At 71.1% G+C, this 22,110-nt stretch carries 25 protein-coding genes; 16 read left to right on the forward strand and 9 right to left on the reverse strand.

The window, feature by feature from the left end:
* The first annotated feature begins 3 nt into the window (after positions 1-3).
* The 3 genes from MKK60_RS07190 to MKK60_RS07200 all read left to right on the forward strand — a co-directional run bounded on the left by MKK60_RS07190 (position 4) and on the right by MKK60_RS07200 (position 3,846).
* Positions 4-477, forward strand: coding sequence for a hypothetical protein (locus tag MKK60_RS07190; protein ID WP_147725891.1), 474 nt, complete (start codon positions 4-6; stop codon positions 475-477).
* Complete coding sequence (gene pheT, locus MKK60_RS07195; protein WP_243984705.1) at positions 474-2,894, forward strand: phenylalanine--tRNA ligase subunit beta; 2,421 nt, start codon at positions 474-476, stop codon at positions 2,892-2,894. Before MKK60_RS07190 ends, pheT begins: the two co-directional genes overlap by 4 nt.
* Before the next feature lie 76 nt (positions 2,895-2,970).
* Entirely contained in the window at positions 2,971-3,846 is an 876-nt protein-coding gene (locus MKK60_RS07200; protein ID WP_243984707.1) for a DUF1186 domain-containing protein, read from the forward strand.
* Here MKK60_RS07200 and MKK60_RS07205 read toward each other — a convergent pair.
* From MKK60_RS07205 to MKK60_RS07215, 3 genes are all read right to left on the reverse strand, one after another.
* On the reverse strand, positions 3,835-4,620 hold the full coding sequence (locus MKK60_RS07205) for a HesA/MoeB/ThiF family protein (protein ID WP_243984709.1): 786 nt from the start codon (positions 4,618-4,620) through the stop codon (positions 3,835-3,837). The two genes, MKK60_RS07200 and MKK60_RS07205, sit on opposite strands and share 12 nt — an antisense overlap.
* A 154-nt stretch (positions 4,621-4,774) precedes the next feature.
* Positions 4,775-5,296 (reverse strand): translation initiation factor IF-3, encoded by a 522-nt coding sequence (gene infC / locus MKK60_RS07210; RefSeq protein ID WP_243933822.1) that lies wholly within the window; start codon positions 5,294-5,296, stop codon positions 4,775-4,777.
* Between the two features lie 257 nt (positions 5,297-5,553).
* Positions 5,554-6,783 carry a glycosyltransferase family 4 protein gene (locus tag MKK60_RS07215; protein WP_243984711.1) on the reverse strand — a complete coding sequence of 410 codons (1,230 nt, stop codon included), beginning with the start codon at positions 6,781-6,783 and terminating at the stop codon, positions 5,554-5,556.
* 157 nt (positions 6,784-6,940) lie between these two features.
* On the opposite strand from MKK60_RS07215, the gene MKK60_RS07220 reads away from it, so the two are divergent.
* Positions 6,941-7,732 (forward strand): alpha/beta hydrolase, encoded by a 792-nt coding sequence (locus MKK60_RS07220; protein WP_243984713.1) that lies wholly within the window; start codon positions 6,941-6,943, stop codon positions 7,730-7,732.
* Here the strand turns inward: MKK60_RS07220 and MKK60_RS07225 are convergent.
* Positions 7,719-8,003: a DUF1150 family protein gene (locus tag MKK60_RS07225; RefSeq protein WP_147729167.1), complete on the reverse strand. Its 285-nt coding sequence runs from the start codon at positions 8,001-8,003 to the stop codon at positions 7,719-7,721. The two genes, MKK60_RS07220 and MKK60_RS07225, sit on opposite strands and share 14 nt — an antisense overlap.
* A 111-nt stretch (positions 8,004-8,114) precedes the next feature.
* Complete coding sequence (locus MKK60_RS07230) at positions 8,115-8,543, reverse strand: Hsp20 family protein (RefSeq protein WP_243984715.1); 429 nt, start codon at positions 8,541-8,543, stop codon at positions 8,115-8,117.
* 376 nt (positions 8,544-8,919) lie between these two features.
* Here MKK60_RS07230 and MKK60_RS07235 point away from each other — a divergent pair, with 376 nt between their 5' ends.
* The 7 genes from MKK60_RS07235 (at position 8,920) to MKK60_RS07265 (ending at position 13,442) form a co-directional block, all read left to right on the forward strand.
* The gene (locus tag MKK60_RS07235) at positions 8,920-9,411 is read left to right on the forward strand and encodes a hypothetical protein (protein ID WP_243984717.1); all 492 of its coding nucleotides are present in this window, start codon (positions 8,920-8,922) and stop codon (positions 9,409-9,411) included.
* 115 nt (positions 9,412-9,526) lie between these two features.
* Positions 9,527-10,021, forward strand: coding sequence for a Tat pathway signal protein (locus tag MKK60_RS07240; protein WP_409567374.1), 495 nt, complete (start codon positions 9,527-9,529; stop codon positions 10,019-10,021).
* A gap of 121 nt (positions 10,022-10,142) precedes the next feature.
* The gene (locus tag MKK60_RS07245; RefSeq protein WP_147729001.1) at positions 10,143-10,832 is read left to right on the forward strand and encodes a MotA/TolQ/ExbB proton channel family protein; all 690 of its coding nucleotides are present in this window, start codon (positions 10,143-10,145) and stop codon (positions 10,830-10,832) included.
* Positions 10,833-10,946: 114 nt separating this feature from the next.
* The gene (gene tolR, locus MKK60_RS07250) at positions 10,947-11,444 is read left to right on the forward strand and encodes a protein TolR (RefSeq protein ID WP_147842347.1); all 498 of its coding nucleotides are present in this window, start codon (positions 10,947-10,949) and stop codon (positions 11,442-11,444) included.
* A 3-nt stretch (positions 11,445-11,447) separates the two neighbouring features.
* Positions 11,448-12,473, forward strand: a complete 1,026-nt coding sequence (locus MKK60_RS07255) for a TonB family protein (protein WP_147842348.1) — start codon at positions 11,448-11,450, stop codon at positions 12,471-12,473.
* Positions 12,474-12,800: 327 nt separating this feature from the next.
* Positions 12,801-13,181, forward strand: a complete 381-nt coding sequence (locus MKK60_RS07260) for a hypothetical protein (RefSeq protein ID WP_147728998.1) — start codon at positions 12,801-12,803, stop codon at positions 13,179-13,181.
* A 9-nt stretch (positions 13,182-13,190) separates the two neighbouring features.
* On the forward strand, positions 13,191-13,442 hold the full coding sequence (locus tag MKK60_RS07265; RefSeq protein ID WP_147842350.1) for a BrnA antitoxin family protein: 252 nt from the start codon (positions 13,191-13,193) through the stop codon (positions 13,440-13,442).
* A gap of 12 nt (positions 13,443-13,454) precedes the next feature.
* Here the strand turns inward: MKK60_RS07265 and MKK60_RS07270 are convergent, their stop codons facing one another.
* The 3 genes from MKK60_RS07270 to MKK60_RS07280 are packed head-to-tail and all read right to left on the reverse strand — an operon-like array spanning position 13,455 to position 15,222.
* On the reverse strand, positions 13,455-13,919 hold the full coding sequence (locus tag MKK60_RS07270) for a YaiI/YqxD family protein (RefSeq protein WP_147729255.1): 465 nt from the start codon (positions 13,917-13,919) through the stop codon (positions 13,455-13,457).
* Complete coding sequence (locus tag MKK60_RS07275) at positions 13,916-14,152, reverse strand: hypothetical protein (protein ID WP_243933859.1); 237 nt, start codon at positions 14,150-14,152, stop codon at positions 13,916-13,918. The genes MKK60_RS07270 and MKK60_RS07275 overlap by 4 nt, the downstream gene beginning before the upstream one ends.
* A complete protein-coding gene (locus tag MKK60_RS07280) occupies positions 14,149-15,222 on the reverse strand; it encodes an adenylate/guanylate cyclase domain-containing protein (RefSeq protein ID WP_147729257.1) in 1,074 nt (357 codons plus the stop codon). Before MKK60_RS07280 ends, MKK60_RS07275 begins: the two co-directional genes overlap by 4 nt.
* Positions 15,223-15,516: 294 nt before the next feature.
* Here MKK60_RS07280 and MKK60_RS07285 point away from each other — a divergent pair, with 294 nt between their 5' ends.
* Both MKK60_RS07285 and MKK60_RS07290 read left to right on the forward strand, forming a co-directional pair.
* Positions 15,517-16,356 (forward strand): aldo/keto reductase, encoded by an 840-nt coding sequence (locus tag MKK60_RS07285; protein ID WP_243984721.1) that lies wholly within the window; start codon positions 15,517-15,519, stop codon positions 16,354-16,356.
* Between the two features lie 134 nt (positions 16,357-16,490).
* The gene (locus tag MKK60_RS07290; protein ID WP_243984723.1) at positions 16,491-17,714 is read left to right on the forward strand and encodes an OprO/OprP family phosphate-selective porin; all 1,224 of its coding nucleotides are present in this window, start codon (positions 16,491-16,493) and stop codon (positions 17,712-17,714) included.
* A 29-nt stretch (positions 17,715-17,743) separates the two neighbouring features.
* On the opposite strand, the gene rfbH is transcribed toward MKK60_RS07290, so the two are convergent.
* Entirely contained in the window at positions 17,744-19,090 is a 1,347-nt protein-coding gene (rfbH, locus tag MKK60_RS07295) for a lipopolysaccharide biosynthesis protein RfbH (RefSeq protein ID WP_243984725.1), read from the reverse strand.
* Positions 19,091-19,254: 164 nt separating this feature from the next.
* Between rfbH and rfbF the strand changes: the two genes are divergently transcribed.
* Genes rfbF through MKK60_RS07310 form a run of 3 tightly spaced genes read left to right on the forward strand, consistent with a single transcriptional unit; the run spans position 19,255 to position 21,985 of the window.
* A complete protein-coding gene (gene rfbF / locus MKK60_RS07300) occupies positions 19,255-20,022 on the forward strand; it encodes a glucose-1-phosphate cytidylyltransferase (protein ID WP_243984728.1) in 768 nt (255 codons plus the stop codon).
* A complete protein-coding gene (gene rfbG / locus MKK60_RS07305) occupies positions 20,007-21,098 on the forward strand; it encodes a CDP-glucose 4,6-dehydratase (protein WP_243984730.1) in 1,092 nt (363 codons plus the stop codon). The genes rfbF and rfbG overlap by 16 nt, the downstream gene beginning before the upstream one ends.
* The gene (locus tag MKK60_RS07310) at positions 21,095-21,985 is read left to right on the forward strand and encodes a class I SAM-dependent methyltransferase (RefSeq protein WP_243984732.1); all 891 of its coding nucleotides are present in this window, start codon (positions 21,095-21,097) and stop codon (positions 21,983-21,985) included. Before rfbG ends, MKK60_RS07310 begins: the two co-directional genes overlap by 4 nt.
* Positions 21,986-22,110 lie beyond the last annotated feature (125 nt).

Raw genomic sequence — 22,110 nt, forward strand, 5'->3', positions numbered from 1 at the left:
GCCATGTCCACGATGGTCGCACGCCTGCTACGATTGGCCGAGGATATCGTCGACGCCCACCCGGACAGTTCGAGCGTGAAGCGGCGCGCCGTCAGCACGGCCTATTACGCTGCATTCCACGCCCTCGCCCGCCTGTGTGCCGACACCCTTCTCGGCGATTCCGATCGCGCGTCGAGCGAATACGAGAAAGTCTACCGCGCGCTCGATCACGGTTCGCTTCGCACGGCCTTCCAGCCCAAAGGCAGCCCGCTCGCGACGAATGTCTCGCTCAAACGGATCGGCGACCTGATCGTGCCGTTGCAGGGGGCACGCATGCTCGCCGATTACGCACCACCCCGCCTCGGCTTCTACCAGGAAAATGCAGCTCGCGATCACCTGGAGCAGGCCCGCGAGCTGGTCGGCCTCCTCGAAGCCTTGAGCGCATCCGAAAGGATGAGCTTGGCGATCCACCTGATCTTCAAAGACAGACCGAAATGAAATTCACCCTCTCCTGGCTCAAGGACCACCTCGACACCGAGGCGTCCCTCGACGTGATCGCCGAGACGCTCACCCGCATCGGGCTCGAGGTCGAGGGCATCGAGGACAAGGCGGCGGCGCTGAAGCCCTACGTGGTGGCGAAGATCCTCACCGCCGAGCAGCATCCCAACGCCGACCGGCTCAGGGTCTGCAGCGTCGACGCCGGGGACGGGCAGCCGCTCCAGGTGGTCTGCGGCGCGCCGAACGCGCGCGCCGGCCTGCTCAGCGTGTTCGCGCCGCCGGGCACCTACGTGCCGGGCAAGAACATGACCCTCTCGGTGGGCAACATCCGCGGCGTCGAGAGCCGCGGCATGCTGTGCTCGGGGGCCGAGCTCGGCCTCGGGGACGACCACGACGGCATCCTCGAGCTGCCGGCCGACGCGCCGGTGGGCACGCCCTACGCGCTGTGGGCCGGGCTCGACGATCCGGTGATCGAGATCAACCTGACGCCGAACCGCCCGGACTGCGCCTCGGTCCACGGCATCGCCCGCGACCTCGCCGCCACCGGCATCGGTGCCCTGAAGCCCCTGGCCGAGCCGCGGATCCGCGGCGAAGACCCCTGCCCGGTCGCCGTCGCCCTCGACATTCCCGAGGCGGCGCGCGACCTCGCCCCGCACTTCGCCCTCCGCCGCGTGCGCGGCGTGCGCAACGGGTCCTCGCCGGACTGGATGCAGGCGCGGCTGCGTGCGATCGGCCTTCGCCCGATCAACGCGCTGGTCGACATCACGAACTACATGACCTTCGACCAGGGCCGGCCGCTGCACGTGTTCGACGCCGCCAAGGTGGCCGGCGGCCTGACCGTCCGGCTCGCCCGCGAGGGCGAGACCCTGAAGGGCCTCGATGGGCGCGAGCACGCGCTCGGCGGCGAGATGGTCGTCATCGCCGACGACAACGGCGTCGAATCCATCGCCGGCATCATCGGCGGGGCGGCCTCGGGCTGCGACGCCTCCACCACCGACGTGCTGATCGAATCGGCGCTGTGGAACCCGGCCAACATCGCGCAGACCGGACGGCGGCTCGGCGTGATCACCGATGCGCGCTACCGCTTCGAGCGCGGCGTCGACCCGGCCTCGACGCTGCCCGGGCTCGACCGCGCGACGCAGCTCGTCCTCGACCTCTGCGGCGGGATCCCGTCCGAGGCGACGATCGCCGGCGCGATGCCCGAGACCGACCGCGTCGTCGACTTCCCCTGGACCGAAGTGCGGCGGCTGGCCGGGATCGAGCTGTCCCGCGCCGAGATGACCGTCACGTTGGAGGCGCTCGGCTTCCAGGTCTCCGGCACCGGCGACCGGGCGAAGGTGCTGCCGCCGTCGTGGCGGCCCGACATCGAGGGCGAGGCCGACCTCGTCGAGGAGATCATCCGCATCGCGGGCCTCGACCGGATCGAGCCGAAGCCGCTGGCGCCGCTGGCCGGCCTCGCGCGCCCGACGCTGACGCTGATCCAGAAGCGCACCCGCCGCGCCCAGCGCGCGCTGGCGAGCCGCGGCCTGATGGAAGCGGTGACGTGGTCGTTCATCCCGCACGACGACGCGGTGCTGTTCGGCGGCGGCGGCGCCGACCTGGTGCTGGCCAACCCGATCGCCTCGGAACTCTCCGACATGCGGCCGAGCCTGGTGCCGGGCCTGCTGCGAGCAGCGCAGCGCAACGCCGACCGCGGCTATCCCGATGCTGCCCTGTTCGAGGTCGGGCAGTGCTTCGCCGACGACACGCCGGAGGGACAGACCATCCGCGCCGCGGCCGTGCGCCGGGGAACGGCCAACCTCGCGGGCGGCGGGCGCCACTGGGACGGCACCGCGCCGACCGTGGACGCCTTTCAGGCCAAGGCCGACGCGATGGCGATGCTGGCCGCCCTCGGCGTTCCGACGGGCGGGCTCCAGGTCGTGGCGGGCGGCCCGGACTGGCTGCATCCCGGCCGCTCGGGCACGCTCCAGTTCGGCCCGAAGAACCCGGTCGGCTTCTTCGGCGAGGTGCATCCGCGGGTGATGAAGGCACTCGATCTCAAGGGCACCCTGGTGGCGTTCGAGATCGTCCTCGACGCGATCCCGGCCCCGAAGCTGAAGCCGACCAAGACCAAGGGCGCGGCGACGCTCTCGGACTTCCAGCCGCTGTCGCGCGACTTCGCCTTCGTCGTCGGCCGCGACGTCGCCGCCGGCGAGATCGTCAAGGCGGCGGCCGGCGCCGAGCGCAAGCTCGTCACCGGCGTCGACGTGTTCGACGTCTACGAGGGCACCGGCATCCCGGACGGCTCGAAATCGGTGGCGATCGCGGTGCGGCTGCAGCCGCTGGAGCGGACGCTGACCGATGCGGAGATCGAGGCGGTGAGCGCCCGGATCGTCGCCGAGGTCGGCCGCAAGACCGGCGCGACGTTGCGCGGCTGACCCCCGCGCCCCGACGACCATACCGGCGCGCGACCTGCACGCGACGCGATCGGCACGCAACGAGGGCGACCCGACCATGACCGACGCCGAAGCGCTCAACCAGGCACTGTCCCTTGCCGAGACCCTGCCCGAGCCGCTGCTGCGTCGCGCCCTGGCCGAGCCGGATCTCGTCGCGGACGAGACCCTTCGCCTCCTCGCGGGGGCGGCCGAGGGCGCCGAGCTGACGCCGGAGCAGGAGAACCTGCTGTTCTGGGGGCTGCACGTGCTCGCCCATGTCCGCGATCCGCGGCTGCTCGCCCCGCTCCTGCGCTTCCTGCGCCAGGACGAGGAGAGCGTGGACGCGGTGCTCGGCGACGCCGTCACCACGACACTCGCCCGCATGATCGCGAGCCTGTTCGACGGGCGGACCGACGGGATCTTCGCGCTGATCCTCGACAGCACGGTCGACGATGCGGTGCGCCAAGCGCTGCTGTCCGCCTGCGTCTTCCTGGCGATCGAGGGGCGGATTCCGCGCCAGACCCTGCGCGACCTGCTGGTCCGCTTCGACGACGCGAAGGCCGCCGTCGAGGAGGCGGTCGGCTGGATCGCCTGGGAGGAGGCGATCGCCTATCTCGGCCTGCGCGAGCTCGCCCCGCGGGCCGAGGCGGCCCGGCGCGACAAGCGCATCACCGACGAGTTCAGCGATGCCGCGTGGTTCAAGGAGACCCTGCGCGAGGCCGAGCGCAAGCCCAACGACCGGTCGCGCCTCGACGCGTGGAACCACGGCTACCTCGACAACCCGATCGTTCAGCTCGCATGGACCAAGGCCGGCTACGGCCTGCCGACGGTCAACCCGTTCAAGGACGTCGGCCGCAACGATCCCTGCCCGTGCGGCAGCGGCAAGAAGTTCAAGAAGTGCTGCCTCGGCAAGGTGGATGCCGAAGCGGAATGGACCCCGCCATCAGGCTTGTGACGGCACCGCGCCGCTGAGCGGGTTCGCCTCGTCCCAGGCGTAGCCCAAGGTCTCGAACCGCATCGCGCGGGCATCGACCATCAGCAGCCGCCCGACCAGCGGCTCGCCGAAGCCGGTCACCGCGCGGATCACCTCCATCGCCATCAGCGAGCCCATCACGCCGGCGAGCGCCCCGAGCACGCCGGCTTCCGCGCAGGGCGGCACGGTGCCGGGCGGCGGCGGGTTCGGGAACAGGCAGCGGTAGGTTGGGTTCGGGTCGCCGTCCGGCCCGGTCTCGTGGGCGCGGATCGTCGTCAGCGTGCCGTCGAAACGGCCGAGGGCGGCGGTGACCAAGGGGCGGCGCGCCCGGTAGCAGGCGTCGGATACGGCGTAGCGGGTCGCGAAGTTGTCCGAGCCGTCGGCGACGACGTCGTACGCGGCGGCCAAGGCTTCGGCGGATGCGGCATCGACCCGGATCGGATGGGCGACCACCGTCACGTTCGGGTTGAGGCGGGCGACGGCGTCCGCGGCGCTTTCGACCTTCGGCCGGCCGAGATCCGGTGTGCCGTGGATGATCTGGCGCTGCAGGTTCGAAAGCGAGACCGTGTCGTCGTCGACGATGCCGATCGTGCCGATGCCGGCGGCGGCTAGGTACTGGATCAGCGGGGCACCGAGCCCGCCGGCACCGATCACGAGCACGCGCGCCGCCTTCAGCCTGCCCTGCCCGGGGCCGCCGATCTCCGGCAGCACGAGGTGGCGGGCGTAGCGTTCGATCTCGTCGGATGTCAGGGCCATGCGCAGCAGATAATCCGCGCGACCGGCCGGTGAAAGCGCGACGGCCCGTGAAAGGCGCATGGTCTGGGAATGGCGACGCGCGACCGCAGCATGAAAAACGCCGCCTCGCGGAGCGAGACGGCGTTTTGAAATTCCACGGGCCTCGGCGGAGCGATCAGCGCGGCGCCAGGATCATGATCATCTGGCGGCCTTCGAGCATCGGCTCACTTTCCACCTTGGCGATCTCGGCGGTCTCGGTCTTCACCCGCTCGAGCAGGCGCAGGCCGATATCCTGGTGCGCCATCTCGCGGCCGCGGAAGCGCAGGGTCACCTTGACCTTGTCGCCCTCCTCGAAGAAGCGCTGCACCGACTTCATCTTGGTGTCGTAGTCGTGCTTGTCGATGCCGGGGCGGAGCTTGATCTCCTTGACCTCGACCGTCTTCTGCCGCTTGCGGGCCTCGTTCTGCTTCTTCTGTTCGTTGAAGCGGAAGCGGCCGTAATCGAGCAGCTTGCAGACGGGAGGAACGGAGTTCGGTGCAATCTCGACGAGGTCGAGGCCGGCCTCTTCGGCCAGGGCCAGAGCATCGAAGAAGGCGACGACGCCCCGGTTCTGGCCGGTGTCGTCGATGAGCTGCACTTCGCGCACGCCGCGGATATCCCGGTTGGCGCGAGGCCCGTCCTTCTGCGGGGCCGGCATGGCTCTCATGGGTCTACGAATGGCGGTGTTCTCCTGATGCAACGACGAAACGGCGGCCCCTGGCATCCCGTTCCAGGCTGCCCAGACCACCGATCGCTCCGGCCTATCCCGGACAGCTTACCTTGGCCGAACCGTGCGGCAAGTCAACACATGCCGCCGTTTCGACGCAAAACCATACCGGCTCCCGCGATGCGAAAACCTTTTCCCCGATGTGAAGCCTGCAGACCAAAAGAACAAGCCCCCATCGCGACGCGGGGTCAGGCGGGCTCCGACCGGCCGAGCAGCTTGGCGTAGATCGCCAGCGTGTCGCCGACCATGCGCTCCAGGGAGAAGTTCGCCTCCACATGGGCGCGCTCGCGGCGGGCCAGCGCGTCGCGCGCGCTGGCGCCGAGCAACAGCGCCTCCGCCAGTGCCGCCGCGAGCGCCGCCGCATCGCCGGCGGGAACGCGCCAGCCGGTGCGCTGGCCGGCCGACACTTCGGGCGGGCTCAAAACGGTTTCGGGGACCGCGCCGAGATCGGACACCACCACCGGCGTGCCGAGCGCCTGGGCCTCGACGGCGGAACGGCCGAACGCCTCCGGCTCGACGGAGGGCACAGCGACGACCGAGGCGGCCCGGAAGGCCGCCGGCATGTCGGTGCAATGCCCGACGCGGCGGACGACGCCCTCGAGCCCGCGCGCCACGACCAGCGCGTCGAGCTCGCGCTCGTAGGCGACCCTGCCCTGGGGGTCGCCCGCGAGCACGATGGCGAAGTCGGCGACGCCCTGCGCGCGCATCAGCGCCGCCGCCTCGATCAGGATGCGCTGGCCCTTCCACGCGGTGAGGCGGGCCGCCAGCAGGACGACGCGCTCGTGCGGGGCGACGCCCCAAACGCGGCGCAACGCCTCGACCCGCGCGGCGCCGACCGCGACGGGAGTGAAGGCGGAGAGGTCGGTTCCGCGGTGGATCACCTGAACCCGGTCGCCCGCCTGCTCGGCATGCAGGCGACGGATCAGGTCGGCGGTGTAGTGCGAGTTGGCGATCACCACGTCGCCGCGCGCCATCACCGAGTTGTACAGCACCTTCACGCCGGTACGACCGGAATAGCTGCCGTGATAGGTCGTAACGAAGGGCAGCTTCAGCCGTCGCGCGGCGCCGAGCGCGACCCAGGCCGGGGCGCGGGACCGCGCATGGATGATCTGCACGCCCTCGCGCCGGCACAGGCGCGCTAGGCGGCCGACGTTGAGGGCCATATGAACGGGGTTCTTCGACGCCGCCGGGAACGGCAGGCAGATGCCGCCCTTGGCCTGAAGCTCGCCGACGAGGCGCCCGCCTTCCGTCGCGACCAGCGCACGCGCACCCGCCGCCGCGAGGCCGGCCGCGATGTCGACGGTGGTGCGCTCGGCACCGCCGGCGTCGAGGTCGGGAATGATCTGGAGGACGCAGGCACCGGCCAGCGGCGACGCGTCGCCGGGAAAGCCGACCGACGGACGGGAATCGCCGTTCATCGGCGGCTGCGCGGCGAGAGGGCGCAGGCGGGCCGCGGCCGCAGGGAAGCGTTCATTGTCATAGGATCACGGGTACGCTTTACGGTCTGGTAAACGGCGGCTGAAGACGCGGCGTTCAGGTCGGGAACGCGCGGGCCGGGCGAATCGGGAGAGCGGGATGCGGGACGGGACGACGTTGGAGCACGTCGACGTCGGCGAAGGAGCGGACCAACGCCGAATCGCCGTGCGCGTGCGCGACGGGGCGGGTCCGGCGATCGTCTGGCTCGGAGGCTTCCGCTCGGACATGGGCGCCACCAAGGCGATGGCGGTCGACGCCTGGGCCGCTGCCGAGGGGCGGCGCTTCGTGCGGTTCGATTATTCCGGCCACGGCGAATCCGAGGGCGAGTTCTCGGCCTGCACGATGTCGACTTGGCTCGCCGACGCCGAGGGCGTGCTCGCCGCGCACGCGCCGGAAGCGCCGGTGCTGATCGGATCCTCGATGGGCGGATGGATCGCCTGCCTCGCGGCGCGAAACCTCGCCGCGCGCGGGGCGCCGGCGCCGACCGGCCTCGTGCTGATCGCGCCGGCTCTCGACTTCACCGAGGACCTGATGTGGGATCGGTTCCCGCCCGAGGTGCGCCGCACGCTGGAGCAGGACGGCGTCTGGCTGCGCCAGAGCGCCTACGCGCCCGAGCCCGACGCGATCACCATGGCGCTGATCGAGGATGGCCGGCGCAACCGCCTGCTGACCAGCGCCCTCGACCTGCGCTGCCCGGTCCACATCCTCCAGGGTATGAACGATCCGGACGTGCCGCACGCCCACGCCTTCCGCATCCTGGACCGGCTGCCGGCGGCGGGCACGGTCCTCACGCTGATCGCGGACGGCGACCACCGCCTGTCGCGGCCGCAGGATATCGCGCGGCTGCTCTCGGCGGTGGCGGAGATGGCGAGACCGGCTAGTGCAGGCTGACCGGGAAGAGGTCGTGCTCGGCGGCGTTGGCGAGGATCACCTCGCGCGAGTCCGCGAGCAGGATCGGCGCGCCGCTGGCCGACAAGAGCGCGAACAGGTCGAGGCCGGGCGTCAGCTGCGGCGCCTGCGGGAACAGCCGCATCACCTCGTCGGAGCGGATCGAGCGGACGTAGGCGATGTGCCCTTCGCCCAGGGCCGCGAGGTCGGCAGCGTTGAATTCGGCCGGATCGAGGTCGGCGGCCGTCAGCGGGGAGGTGTTGAGGTCGGTCATGTCGTGCCCTCCTTTCGAGGCAGAGCAATCGGCCCGAAAACGATCCCGTCTTGATCGAACCGATCCGGCGATCGTGGGCCTGATCCTGATGTGGGGTGCTTTTCCCGCGGATCAATCGCGCTCGAGGATGGCGATGCGGCGCACCACCCGCTCGGGCTCGGGCCGCGCCAGATCGATCGAGAGCAGCCCGTTCGACAGGTCGGCGCCGAGCACCTCCATCCCGTCGGCCAGCAGGAACGCGCGCTGGAACTGCCGCGCCGCGATGCCACGGTGGAGGAACAGCCGCTCCATGTCGTCGACCTGACGGCCGCGGACGATCAGCTGGTTCTCCTCCAGCATCACGTCGAGCTGGTCGCGCGTGAAGCCGGCCACCGCCAGGGTGATCCGCAGGCGGTCCGGCTCCCGGTCGGTGCGGGCCAGACGCTCGATGTTGTAGGGCGGGTAGCCGTCGTTGGCGGCCTTGGAGACCCGGTCGAGGGCCTGCTCGATCTCGTCGAACCCGAGCAGGAACGGGTGTCCGAACGGAGATGGACGGGTCATCGGCGGCAACACCCCTGTGGAGGCCCCGTGCCCGAATGCCGGTGGGCGCCTCGTCGCGGGGCCCGCTGGCGGCAGCGCCCCTTCCGGCCCAGTGGCCCGGCACGCCAAGATATGGACGAGGCGACCCGGCCCATCAAGGGACGCCGCGCCGCGTCGAAGGCGGGACGCACGGGCAGAAGCGGCAACGGACGGCGGGATCTTTCGGCAACAGACGACGGCCGAGAACAGGGATGTATTCGTAACAGTTTGGAACGGCTCTGATTTTCGGCCGTGCCCTTGATCCTTCCCCTCCACCTCGGATACTTCCGCCCCGCAGGCACAGTGCGGTCCGTTTCAGCGTGACGAGGCGGTGCGGCAGGCACTTTCCGGAGGCCGAATGTCCGCACCGATCCTGTCGAAGCATGCGCCGATGCCGCGGGTGGCGGAGGTCTGCAACGACGACGCGGAGGTGCTGGCGCTCTCGGTCGCCCGGTTCGTGGCCGCGGGCTACATGACGCGGGACATCGCGTGCTGGGATGCGGCGTTCGACGGTGCGGAGACGCTTCTCGGCGCCGAGGCCGGCGGCCGCTTCGTCTCCGGGATCGTCGGGGTCGTCCGCGCGCTGCGCACCGAGCGCGCCGATGACGGGCCGTTCATGCCGGCGACCTGCTGCCGGCTGACCGGGCACGAATGCGCGCTGGTCGGCCTGATCGGGCGCGGCCGGCGCAGGCTCTGGGGCGAGGTCGAGCGCGGCGCGGCCGCGATCACCGGCCGGCCCGAAGCGCCGCGCCTCGTCGCCGCGCTGCGTGCGGCGGTCGGGCCGATCGACGAGGCCGCGGGGCGTCTCGGGGCATCGAAGCGCCGGCCGGACGGTGCGGCCCTGCACTGACCGGACGGAGCCGGACCCGACCGGATCCTTCCGGGGCGAACGAGATCGATGCGGCGCAGGGCGCCGGGAGACCGCCGCGGGGCGGAGGATGGAAAGCGAGTCGATGGCTGAACAAATGCTCGGGCGAGGCGTCCCGCTCTACCGGCGCCGGATCGGGCGCCTCGCGCTCGATACGGCGGCCAGCGCCGGGCTGTCGCTCGTGCTGGCGGCCTCGCTCGTCGTGTCGGCAACGGCGCAGGACGCCGGTTCCGCCGACAAGGCCGCGCCGATCAAGCTCCAGCTCAACCGGCTCGAGCCCGCCGACGATTCGTGCCGCGCGACCATCATCGTCGACAACAGCCGTGGGACGGCCCTGAAATCCTACAAGCTCGACCTGTTCGCCTTCGACACCGACGGGATCGCGCAGAAGCGGGTCGCCGCCGAGCTCGGCCCGATCCCCGCCCGCAAGACCACCGTCAAGATCTTCAACTTCCCCGGGATCGCGTGCCCGAAGCTGAGCCGCGTGCTGCTCAGCGACGTGCTCGCCTGCGAGGGCGGGGACGCCACCCGCGAATCCTGCCTGGAGCGCACCGAGACCGAGACCAAGGCGAACGTCCCGTTCGATCGCTGAGCCGACCTCGCCGGCGGGCCCGCCGGCGAGACCTCGTGAGAACCGACCCGCCCGACGGCCCCGCGCCGCCGGGCGGCCCGCGGCCGTTGCCGCATCCGAATGACACCCGAGGGAACCCGCAATGGATCCGACTTCCGCCCCGATCGATGCCGGTCACGACTTCTCGTTCGTGGGCCTGTTCCTGCAGGCCGACCCGATCGTGAAGGGGGTGATGATCCTGCTGGTGGTCGCCTCCCTCGCCTGCTGGACCGTGGTGTTCGAGAAGATCGTCCGGCTCGCAGCCGCCCGGCGGCAGGCCAAGGCGTTCGATGCGCTGGTGCGCTCGGGCGGCAACCTCGAGACCGGGATGAAGGGCATCGCCGGCCACGTGGTGAAGGCGGCCCTCGACGCCTGGCGCGACCAGGACGCCTCGGAGACCCGCGCCGAGCGGCGCGACCGCATCGAGCGGGCCATGCGCGCCGCGCTGACGCTGGAGGTCAAGCGCCTGCAGAACGGCCTCGCGCTCCTGGCGACCTCCGGCTCGACGGCGCCGTTCGTCGGCCTGTTCGGCACGGTCTGGGGCATCATGAACTCGTTCTCGTCGATCGCCCGCAGCCAGGACACCTCGCTCGCGGTGGTGGCGCCGGGCATCGCCGAGGCGCTGTTCGCCACCGCGATCGGCCTCGTCGTCGCGATCCCGGCGGTGATGGCCTACAACAAGCTCGCCAACGACGTCGGGCGGATCCAGAGCACCTTCGTCTCCGGCATCGGCGTGCTCGGCAACCGTCTCGCCCGCGACCGCGGCGTCCAGCACCGCGCCGCCGCCGAGTAGCGCCCCCCGGCGATCTCACGATGCGCGAGCCCGGCCCCGCGAAGGGCGGCCGGGCCTTCCATTCCCGCAGCGGCCGCCCTCGAGGGCCGGGCCGCCGATCCCGGAGGACGCCGCATGGCGATGGGTTCGATCCGCGCGAGCGGTTCCGACGATGACGATCTCGACACCGCACCGATGTCGGAGATCAACGTGACGCCGATGGTCGACGTCATGCTGGTGCTGCTGATCATCTTCATGGTCGCGGCGCCGCTGATGACGACGGGCGTGCCGGTGCAGCTGCCGAAGACCTCGGCCGCCAAGGTCGCGCAGTCGCAGAAGCCGGTCGAGGTGACGATCGACAAGGACGGCAAGCCGTCGATCGCCAAGGAGATCTTCACGAACGAGACGCTGATGCCGCGCCTCCGCGCCATGGCGGCCGAGAACAAGGACCAGGTGATGCTGGTCCGCGGCGACAAGGACGTGCCCTACGGCAAGATCATGGAAGTGATGGGCCTCGTCGGGCAGGCGGGCTTCACCAAGGTCTCGCTGATCGCCCAGTCGCCCGGCGGTGCCGCGCCCGGCGCGTCTCCGGCGGCGCCCTCAGGTGGGGCGGCCAACGGGGCGGCTCGGTAAGCCATGTCCGTCATCGCCGACACCGGGGCTCCCGAATCCCGCACGTCCGGGCTCGTGCCCGCCTTCCTCGTCGCGCTCGTGCTGCATCTCGGCGCGCTGGCCGGCCTCGCCCTGTTCAAGCTGACCCCGCCGGCTCCCCCCGGCGAGCAGCAGATCTCGATCGACCTCGCCCCGCTGATGACCGACGCGGACACGCAGGCGCCGAGCGAGACCCAGGCGAGCGAAGCCGCTCCGCCGGAAACCAAGCCGGTCGAGGATCCGGCCGAGGCGGAGCCGACCAAGCCGCCGCCGGAGGTGGCCGAGGCGAAGCCCGACGAGGCCGTGGTCGCGCCGCCGCCGCCCGCGTCCGTCGCGGAGGTCCCGCCCGACGCCGTCGCGGTCGAGCCCGAGAGCCAGATCATCACCTCCCAGGCCGAGCAGGCCGAGCCGCTGGCGCCCCCGCCGCCGGTGGTCGCGCAGGCGCCGGAGCCCGAGAAGCCGGCCGAGCCGCAAAAGCCGAAGGTCGACCTCGCCAAGCTCAAGGCCGAGCGCGAGGCGAAGCTCCGGGCGCAGAAGCGCCGGGAAGAGCTCGAGGAGGCCCGCCGCGAGGCCATCGAGGAGCGCAAGGAGGCGGTCCGCGAGGCGAAGGCCAAGGCCGCTCGCGAGGCCAAGGCGAAGCAGGCCCAGGCCCGCGCGGGCGCGGAGAGCCGGAGTTCCGCATCGTCCTCACGCGAGAACGCGTCGGGCCGGGCCTCGGCCGGGAGCGATCCGAGCGCCATGCGGCAATGGACCGGGGCGATCAGCTCGGCGATCCATGGCCGGATGAACCCCGGTGCCGCGAGCGGCACGGCCGGCGGCACGGCGATGGTGCGCTTCACAGTGCTGCGGTCCGGCCAGGTGACGAGCGCCGGCCTGGCGCGCAGCAGCGGCGTCAGCCAGATCGACAGCGCGGCGCTCGGCGCCGTGCGCGGGAGCCTGCCGGCGGCGCCCGCCGGCGTGACCCAGTCGAGCCTGTCGGTGACGATCCCGCTCAATTATCGCGTGCGCTGAACCGACGTCCGAGCCGCCGGCGGAAGGTGCCACCGGCGGTCATACGTTCGTTCGTCGAAGGTTAGGCTACGGCTGCACGGGAAAAGTCGCCGTGACTTGCCTTCGACCAGGACGCGGCATTCGCCATCGGGGCCTCCGGCGTGCTACACAATCACTCGTTCCGCACGCCGCGACGGGTTCGCGGTGGATCGGCGGAGACGATGCGAACCGGCCGCCCACCTGTCCTCGGGTTGCGCCGAGCCTGCCCATCCCGACGCAACGGCGCGCTCCTGCGGAGCGTGGAGCGCCCTTGTCGTGACGGGACCCGGACGGGACGAAAGGAATATGATGAGCGACGAGATCGATACGGGCGCGGACGCCGAGGACGAAGTCCGGACGCCGGAAGAGGAAGCCAAGCACAAGGCCGAGGAGCGGGCCGAGCGCGCGGAACGGGCCGAGCGCATGCAGCGCGAGGGCGCCCAGGCCATGGCGGAGCACATCGCCTCGATCAAGGCCGTCGACGAGCGCACGGTCCGCCTGCGGGCGCTGCGGCTCGCCAAGGAGGCCGCCGACGCGCAGGCCAAGGCCGCCGAGGTGAAGCCGCTGACGAAGGCGGCCGCCGCGAAGGCCAAGGCTGCGGAGAAGGCCGCAGACAAGGCGGCCGACAAGGCCGTGGCGGAGAAGGCGGCCGCGAAGAAGAATGCGGCCAAAGCCGCCAAGAAGGCCTGAGGCGCGTTCATGGCCTTCGACCGCACGCGCCGCATCACCGATCCGCGTCAGGCGGCCGAGGCCGCCTTCAAGGCGGCCACCACCGCCAAGCCCGCCCCGGCGGCCGCACCGCCGGCCCCGCGTCAGCCGCAGGCCGCCCCGGGCGCTCGGGAATCGGTGACGCTCCGCCTCGACAGCGCCGTGCTCGCGCATTTCCAGAAGGACGGCCCGGGCTGGCAGGACCGCCTCAACGACGCGCTTAAGGCGCTCGTCGCTGGCTGACGCGCTACGCCGTCAGGTCGAGCCGCGCCGGATGCGGTTCACCGCACGGTCGAGGGCGCCGAGGAACTCGGACCGGTCGCGCGCCGAGAACGGGCGCGGCCCGCCGGTGATGGCGCCGGCCTCGCGCAGGTCCTGCATCAGGTTGCGCGTCGCCAGCGCCATGCCGATCGACGCGTCCGAGAACGGCTTGCCGTTCGGCCCGATCACCGTCGCGCCCGCCTTCACGCAGCGGCTGGCCAGCGGCACGTCGGCCGTGACGACGATGCTGCCCGGCCCGGCGCGTTCGGCGATCCAGTCGTCGGCGGCATCCATCGCGTCGCCGACCACCACGCGCTCGATCCAGGGCTCGCGCGGCACGTTCAGGAAGCTGTTGGCGACGACGTAGACGTGCAGCCCGTAGCGGGCGGCGACGCGATAGGTCTCGTCCTTCACCGGGCAGGCGTCGGCGTCGACGTAGATCGCCGTCGAGCCGGTCATGACGGCCGCCTCGCGGCGGCGCGCCGCTCCGCCGTCGCTCTCGGCCGACGGGCCTTCGGCACCAGGCGCGCCGAGAATCCCGCGACCATCAGGAGCACGCCAAGGGCGAACTGCGCCTTCGAGATCTCGCCGCCGATCGACAGCACGATCGCCCGGCCGACCACGACGATGCCGGCGAGCGGCAGGCCGTAGCGCAGCAGCATGCGCAGGGCGGTGAGCCAGCGTCCGCTCATCGCGCGACCCGAAGCGCCGGCCGCTCTGCCTCGATCGGCTGGGGCACCTCGGGGGCCGGCCGCTCCAAGGTCGCCACCGAGAGCGGCTGGCCGCGCCCGCGCAGGGCGTGGGCTCCGAGGGACCGCGCCGCGATCCCGGGCGGCAACCCGCCGAGGCGGGTGAGCAGGTCCTGCGAGATGAGGATGTTCACGCCGAGCGGCCGGCACAGCGCCTCGATCCGCGAGGTGACGTTCACCGCGTCTCCGAAATAGGCGATTTTGTGCCGGTCGACGCCGACTTCCGCCGTGACCACCGATCCGCCGTGCAGGGCCGCGCGCAGCCGCGGCACCGTGCCGAAGCGCGCGGTCCACGCCGGCGCATCCGCCTCGATCCGGTCGAGCACGTCGAACACGCAGGCGACGCAGCGCGCATCCTTGAGGCCGCGCGCCATCGGCCAGGTGATCATGGCGAGGTCGCCGATGTAATCGTCCGTGGAGCCGGCGTTGCGCCGCACCGGCTCGGCCAGCGTCGCGAAGATCGCGCCGAGATATTCCTGCGCCCGGAGGTCGCCGTGGGTCTCGGCGAAGGCGGTGGAGCCGACCACGTCGAGGAACAGGAAGATGCGCTCCTCCCGCACCGGCTTGTGGTAGCGTCCGACGAGGAAGTTCACGAACACCTCGCCGCCGATCAGGTCGCGCATCCGCACGACGAAGACCAGCAGCGCCGAGACCGCGAGCGAGTAGGCCAGCACCCGCGGCGTGATCCGAACCGCCGCCGACAGGCTGTCGGCGGTGAGCCCGAGCGACCAGACCACGAGGCCGCCGAGCGCGCAGCCGAGCGCGATCATCAGCACGTAGAGCAGCTCGGCCGAGGGCACGTACAGCATCGCCGGGAGGCGGCGCAGGCGCGTCTGAAGCCCGGAGAGAATCAGCCCGCGATCGAACGACAGCACCGTCACGCCGACGGCGAGGCCGTAGATCAGGCCGGCGGCGAGCGAGGTGCCACCGACGAACAGGAGGTTGTAGAGAAGGCCGGCCCCGCCCGATGCGACGACGATCAGGGCCCAGAACCAGCGATGCTGCGGCAGCATTCAGCGATCCGCCTGGGCGGGGAGCGGGACGGGAGGCGGACAGGCAGCGTGCACGAAACCGATCCTGAAGCGTTCTCGAACCGGAGAGGGACGTAGCCCGCGGGACGGCGCCCCGTTTCGGAAACGGGACATCGTCCAAAGTCTAGGTCCGGCCCCCGTGCCGAGCCATTGCTCAACGTCCCATGATGGCGCGATTAAGGCGCGGGCGCCATCCGTTCGCCGATCGGGTGGCCGCGCCGCCGACATCGGACCTTCGGGGCGCACCGCGCGCCCCAGCGAGACAGGATCCACGCGATGCACGCCAGACCCTTCGGCTCGACCGGCCTCAACGTCCCGATCATCGGGCAGGGCACGTGGCACATCGATGCCACGGCCCGCGACGGCGCGGTCGCCGCCCTGCGGGCGGGCATCGATGCCGGCATGACCCACATCGACACGGCCGAGATGTACGGCGACGGCGAGGCCATCGTCGGCGAGGCGATCCGCGGCGTGCGCGAGGAGGTCTTCCTCGTCTCCAAGGTGGTTCCGGGCAACGCGACGCGGCGCGGGGTGGCGCGGGCCTGCGAGCAGTCGCTGCGGCGGCTCGGGACAGACCGGCTCGACGCCTACCTGCTGCACTGGCCCGGCAGCCACCCGCTGGAGGAGACCATCGCCGGGTTCGAGGACCTGCGGCAGGCGGGCAAGATCCTGGCCTGGGGCCTGAGCAACTTCGACGTCGACGACCTCGACCGGGCGCTGCGCATCGCCGGCCCCTACCGCATCGCCTGCAACCAGGTGCTGTACCATCTCGGCGAGCGGGCGATCGAGCACGCGGTGCTGCCGTGGTGCGCCGCGAACGGGGTCGCGCTCGTCGGCTACTCGCCCTTCGGCAGCGGCGACTTCCCGAACCCGTCGAGCGCCGGCGGCCGCGTGCTCGCCGGCATCGCCGCGGCGCACGGGACGACGCCCTACGCCGTGGCCTTGGCGTTCCTGACGCGGATCGAGAACACCTTCACCATCCCGAAGACCGGCCGCGCATCGCGGGCGATCGAGAATGCGGGCGCGGCGAAGCTTCATCTCAACGCGGCCGAGATCGCGATGATCGAGGCGCAGTTTCCGCGCGGGCCGCGGCCGCGAACCCTGCCGATGCTGTGAATCGCGTGCCGTCGGCGCCGCCCTGTCGCGCTACCGTCAGCGATCCCGGGCTATCGGTCGTCCCGGGCACGGGCGGAGAGCTCTCGGAGACGATGATGGCGAAGCGGTCGATCGCGCGGCGATGCCTAGCCGCCATGCTGGCCGGTGGTGCGGCTGTCGCCGCCGGTGGCGTCGCGGCCGCGCCGCTGGCCGGACCCTACGGCGAGACGCTGACGATCGACGACAAGGGCATCACGCTGCGCTTCCCGGACGACGCGGCCCAGCTTCGGATCGGCGGCAAGCTGCAGCTCGATTTCGGGGCGGCCGGCATCCGCCAGCCGGGGTTTGCCGAGCCGTTCTCCGACAACGTCGGCGTCCGGCGCTCGTGGATCGAGAGCTACCTGACGCACGGCAAATCCATCGAGATCGCGTTCCAGTACGATTTCGCCGACCCGATGCGGCCGATCAACGATGCGGCGATCGCCTGGAAAGGCATCCCGGATATGATCCTCACGGTCGGCAACATGAAGGAGCCGTTCAGCCTCGATCAGCTGATCAGCGACAACAACACCGTCTTCACCGAACGCTCGCTCGCCGACGCGTTCGCGCCGGCCCGCAACTTCGGCTTCGCGATCGGCCGGAGCGGGGCGGACTGGAGCGTCGTCACCAGCGTCTTCGGCGGCAACGCCAACACCGGCATCCGCAGCGAGGGCGTGGCCTCGACCACCCGCGCCACCTTCGCGCCCATCCACACCGACGACGCGGTGCTGCATCTCGGCATCGCCGGGAGCTATCGCAGCCTGCCGCGGGACGAGACTCCGCTCGCCCTGTCGAGCCGCTCCGAGGCCTTCCTGTTCGCCCGCCCGTTCGTGAACACCGGCGACATCCGCGATGCGGCGAGCATCGGCCGGATCGGGCTCGAGGCGGCCTACCGCACCGGACCGCTGCTGATCCAGGCCGAGTACATCCGCACCGAGGTGTCGCGCTTCGACGGGGCGCGATCGGTCGCGTTCCAGGGCGGCTACGTCGAGGCGAGCTACGTGCTCAACGGCGCCGGCCGCGCCTACGCCGTGACGCCGAAATACGGCACGACCTACGCGATCTTCGAGGGCGTCAAGGTCGGCGAGGACGCGCGGGTGAGCCGTGGCGGGATCGGCGTGTTCGAGGTCGCCGCCCGGGTCAGCGCGATCGACCTCGACGATGGCACGGTCCGCGGCGGGATCGAGCGCGACGTCAGCGTCGGGGTGAACTGGTACCCGGACCGCAATGTGCGGATCATGGCCGACTACGTCCGCTCGCGGACCGCGCCGTCGGCGCTCCAGGGCGGCCGCGCCGTCGACGCCGACGTCTTCATCGGGCGGTTCCAGCTGTACTGGTGACGCCGACGCCGCGCGGCCGGTGCGCGCGCTCAGCCGGCGAAGAACGCGCCGATGCTGTCGACCATGTAGGCGATCGCGTCCGGCGAGATCCCGGGATAGACGCCGATCCAGAAGGTGTCGTGCATCACCCGATCGCTCGCCGAGAGGTCTCCGACCGTCCTGAAGCGCCGCTCCAGCATGTAGGGCTGGCGAGTGAGGTTGCCGCCGAACAGCAGCCGCGTGCCGATCCGGTGACGGTTGAGGTGCTTCAAGAGGTCGTTGCGCCGGCCGCTCTCGCGCAGCGTCAGGGGGAAGCCGAACCAGGACGGCTCGCTCAGCGGCGTCGCCTCGGGGAGGATCAATCGGTCCTCGAACCGGCGCAGGCCGTCCCTCAGCAGCGCGTAGTTGCGCTTGCGCAGCGCGATGAAGCCGTCGAGCCGGTCGAGCTGGGCGACCCCGACCGCGGCCTGCATGTCGGTGATCTTCAGATTGTAGCCGAGATGCGAGTACGTGTATTTGTGATCGTAGCCGTGCGGCAGGTCGCCGAGCTTCCAGTCGAAGCGCTTCTTGCAGGTGTCGTCCTGGCCCGGCGCGCAGTAGCAATCCCGGCCCCAGTCGCGCAGGGATTCCAACGCGCGCTTGAGCCGGCTCGACCCGGCGAAGACCGCCCCGCCCTCCCCCATGGTGATGTGGTGGGCCGGATAGAAGCTGAGCGTGCCGACATCGCCGAAGGTGCCGACCATGCGGCCGTCATAGGTGGCCCCGAGCGCGTCGCAGCAATCCTCGACGAGGAACAGGTCGTGCGCCTTGGCGAAGGCCGTGACGGCGCCGAGGTCGAACGGGTTGCCGAGCGTATGGGCGACGACGATCGCCCGCGTCCGCGGCGAGAGCGCAGCCTCGAGCGCGCGGACATCGAGATTGTAGGTCGGGATCTCGACGTCGAGGAAGACCGGGACGAGGCCGTTCTGCAGGATCGGGTTGACGGTGGTCGGAAAGCCGGTGGCGCAGGTGATCACCTCGTCGCCCGGCACGAGCCGCCGGTCGCCGAGCAGATGCGAGGTCAGCGCGGTCACCGCGAGGAGGTTGGCCGAGGACCCGGAATTGCAGGTCAGGCAGTAGCGGGCGCCGATGAAGCGCGCGAGGCGCCCCTCGAACGCCGCGTTGAAGCGGCCGGTGGTCAGCCAGAATTCGAGCGCGGAATCGACGAGCAGCCGCATCTCCGGGGCGCCGTAGACGCGGCCCGAGACCGGAACCGGCGATGCGCCGGCCTCGAACGGGCGCGGTGCATGGGCCTTCGACGCGTAGAGATCGACGAGGCGCAGGATCTCGTCGCGGATCCGGTCCGCGCTGGCCGTGGCGTCGAGAGTGGGCGCTTCCGTCCCGTCACCGTCCGCCATGCACCGACATTCCCCATTCCTGTCGCACGGGCGGCTGTTCGAGGCCCCTGCATCGCGCGAGAGCCGCGCGCGAGCTATCGTCCGGTATGGTTAACGGAATGGAAACGCCCTGACACTACGGGGTACCGTCGAACCGGTGCGGGCAGGGTGGGAGCACGGCACTCATGAAGGTCGTCATTTTGGCCGGCGGCCGCGGCACACGGCTCGGCGAGGAGACCATGATCCGGCCCAAGCCGATGGTCGAGCTCGGCAACAAGCCGATCCTTTGGCACATCATGAAGTACTACTCGTCCTTCGGGCTGACGGAATTCGTGATCTGCCTCGGGTATAAGGGGTACATGATCAAGGAGTTCTTCTCGAACTATTTCCTGCACACCTCCGACGTGACGATCAACCTGAAGAACAATTCGACCGTCATCCACAACAGCGTCGCCGAGCCCTGGCAGATTACGCTGGTCGAGACCGGCGAATCGACGATGACCGGCGGCCGCCTGCGCCGCGTGCGCAACTACGTCGGCGACGAGGACTTCTGCATGACCTACGGCGACGGGCTGTCGGACGTCGATCTCGACGCGCTGCTCGCCTTCCATCGCGCGCACGGGAAGCGCGCGACGGTGACGGCCGTGTCGCCGGCGGCACGCTTCGGGGCCATGGCGCTCGACGGCGAGCGCGTGGCGGTGTTCCAGGAGAAGCCGGCCGAGACGAACGACTTCATCAACGGCGGCTTCTTCGTGCTGTCGCCGCAGGTCCTCGACCTCGTCGAGGGCGACAACGTGATGTGGGAGCAGGAACCGATGGAGGCGCTTGCGGCGCAGGGCGAACTCGCCGCGTTCCGGCACCACGGCTTCTGGCATCCGATGGACATGCTGCGCGACAAGATCCATCTCGACGGGCTCTGGGCCGACGGCACCGCGCCGTGGAAGCGGTGGTGATCGCCGGCGCCCTGCCGAGCCCCGCCTTCTGGCGCGGGCGCCGCGTGCTGCTGACCGGCCATACCGGCTTCAAGGGCGCATGGCTCGCGCACTGGCTCGGCGCTCTCGGCGCCGTCGTGACGGGCTTCTCGCGCGATCGCCTCGAAGGCCGGAGCCTGTTTCGAGACGCCGGGCTCGGCGACGGCCTCCTCGACCGCAGGGGCGACGTGCGCGACCTCGCGGCGGTCCAGGCCGTGATGGCCGAGGCGGACCCGGAGATCGTCCTCCATCTCGCCGCGCAATCCCTGGTGCGGCGCTCCTACGCGGATCCGGTCGAGACCTACGCGACCAACGTCATGGGCACGGTCCACGTGCTCGAATCGGCCCGCCGGCGCGGGAACGGCTGCCTCGTCCTCGTGGTCACCAGCGACAAGTGCTACGAGAACCGCGAATGGCCCTGGGGCTACCGCGAGAACGAAGCGCTCGGCGGCCACGATCCCTACAGCGCGAGCAAGGCCTGCGCCGAGCACGTCGCCTCCGCCTACGCCCGGTCGTACGGACCCGGGGCCGGCCTGCGCACCCTGACCGCGCGCGCCGGCAACGTTTTCGGCGGCGGCGACTGGGCGCCGGACCGGTTGATCCCGGATCTGGTGCGGGGCTTCCGCGATGCGCGGTCTGTGGCGATCCGGAACCCGGATGCGGTCCGTCCGTGGCAGCACGTGCTGGAACCGCTCTGCGGCTACCTGGTGCTGTGCGAGCGCGCCCACGACGCGCCGGACCTGCTCGGCCAGGGCTGGAACTTCGGCCCGACGGCGGGAGGCGAGGTGTCGGTCCGCCACGTCGCCGATGCGGTCGCCAGGCTGTGGGCGGCCGACGCGCGCTGGCACGAAGCCGGTGTGCCGGGGCAGCTCCACGAAGCCGGCTTGCTGCGCCTGGATTCGACGCGGGCCCATCGCATCCTCGGCTGGCATCCGCGCTGGAGCCTGGAGCAGGGCCTGGCGGCGAGCGTCGCGCTGTATCGCTCGGACCTGACCGGCGCGCCGCTGCGCCGGCTCCTGTCGAGCCAGGTCGTGCGCTACACGGGGATGCCGGCATGAAGATCGCGAAAAGCTGCGTTTGCTGCGATGGGACGGCGCTGCGCCGCGTCCCGGCGGTGCTGATGCCGTTCCTCGCCCATCGGATCTTCGGCTGGGACAGCGTCGAGATCACGCCGGACTGGGCGATGCGCGATTTGACGCTCGGCCGCGCCTACAGCGTCTGCAACACGCTGGCCTGCGAGGGCTGCGGCCTCCTCTTCCTCGACATGCGCTTCGACGACGCGGAGATGGCCGCGCTCTATGCCGACTATCGCGGCCCCGCCTATCGTGCCCAGCGCGAGCGCTTCGAGCCGGGATACGGCGCCCGCAACGACATCCTGCTCGGCGGCAGCGCCTACATCCCGGCGATCGAGGCGATCCTCGCCGATCACGTCGCGGCGGCGCCGCGCGTGTTGGATTGGGGCGGCGATACCGGCGTGAACACGCCGTTCAAGGACCGAGCCTCGCTCCACCACGTCTACGACATCTCCGACAAACCGGTCGTTTCCGGCGCCGAGCGGGTGACCCTCGATCAGGCTCGGACCGGACCCTACGACCTCGTCGTCTCGAGCAACGTGCTCGAACACGTGCCCTTTCCGCGCGAGCAGCTTCGCGAGATCGCGGCCGCGATGAATCCGAAGACGATCTTGTACCTCGAGGTCCCGCACGAGGACATCGTCCGCCTCGTTCCCGCCTCCGGGGATCGGGCGGCGGCGAAGCGGCACTGGCACGAGCACGTCAACTTCTTCACGGAGGAAGCGATCGACGCGATGATGGAGCAGGCCGGCCTCGAGACGCTGACGCGGATCTCCCATCCGGTCTCGGCCGGCGGCAAGGGCAGCCATGTCTTCTCGATCGTCGCCCGCTCGCGTCGCCCGCTTGAGACACCCACCCGACCACCCCTATGATCGCCGGGAAGATTCGCGGTGATCGCCAGACCCGCGCCGGACGACGCCCCGGAGGCGAGCACCGGCGCGTCCGCGGCGTCCGCTCGAGCGTCGCGGACGTGCCGGCGCAGCGAACGACACACCGA

This window comes from Methylobacterium sp. J-092 (assembly GCF_022829325.1).
GTDB lineage: Bacteria > Pseudomonadota > Alphaproteobacteria > Rhizobiales > Beijerinckiaceae > Methylobacterium.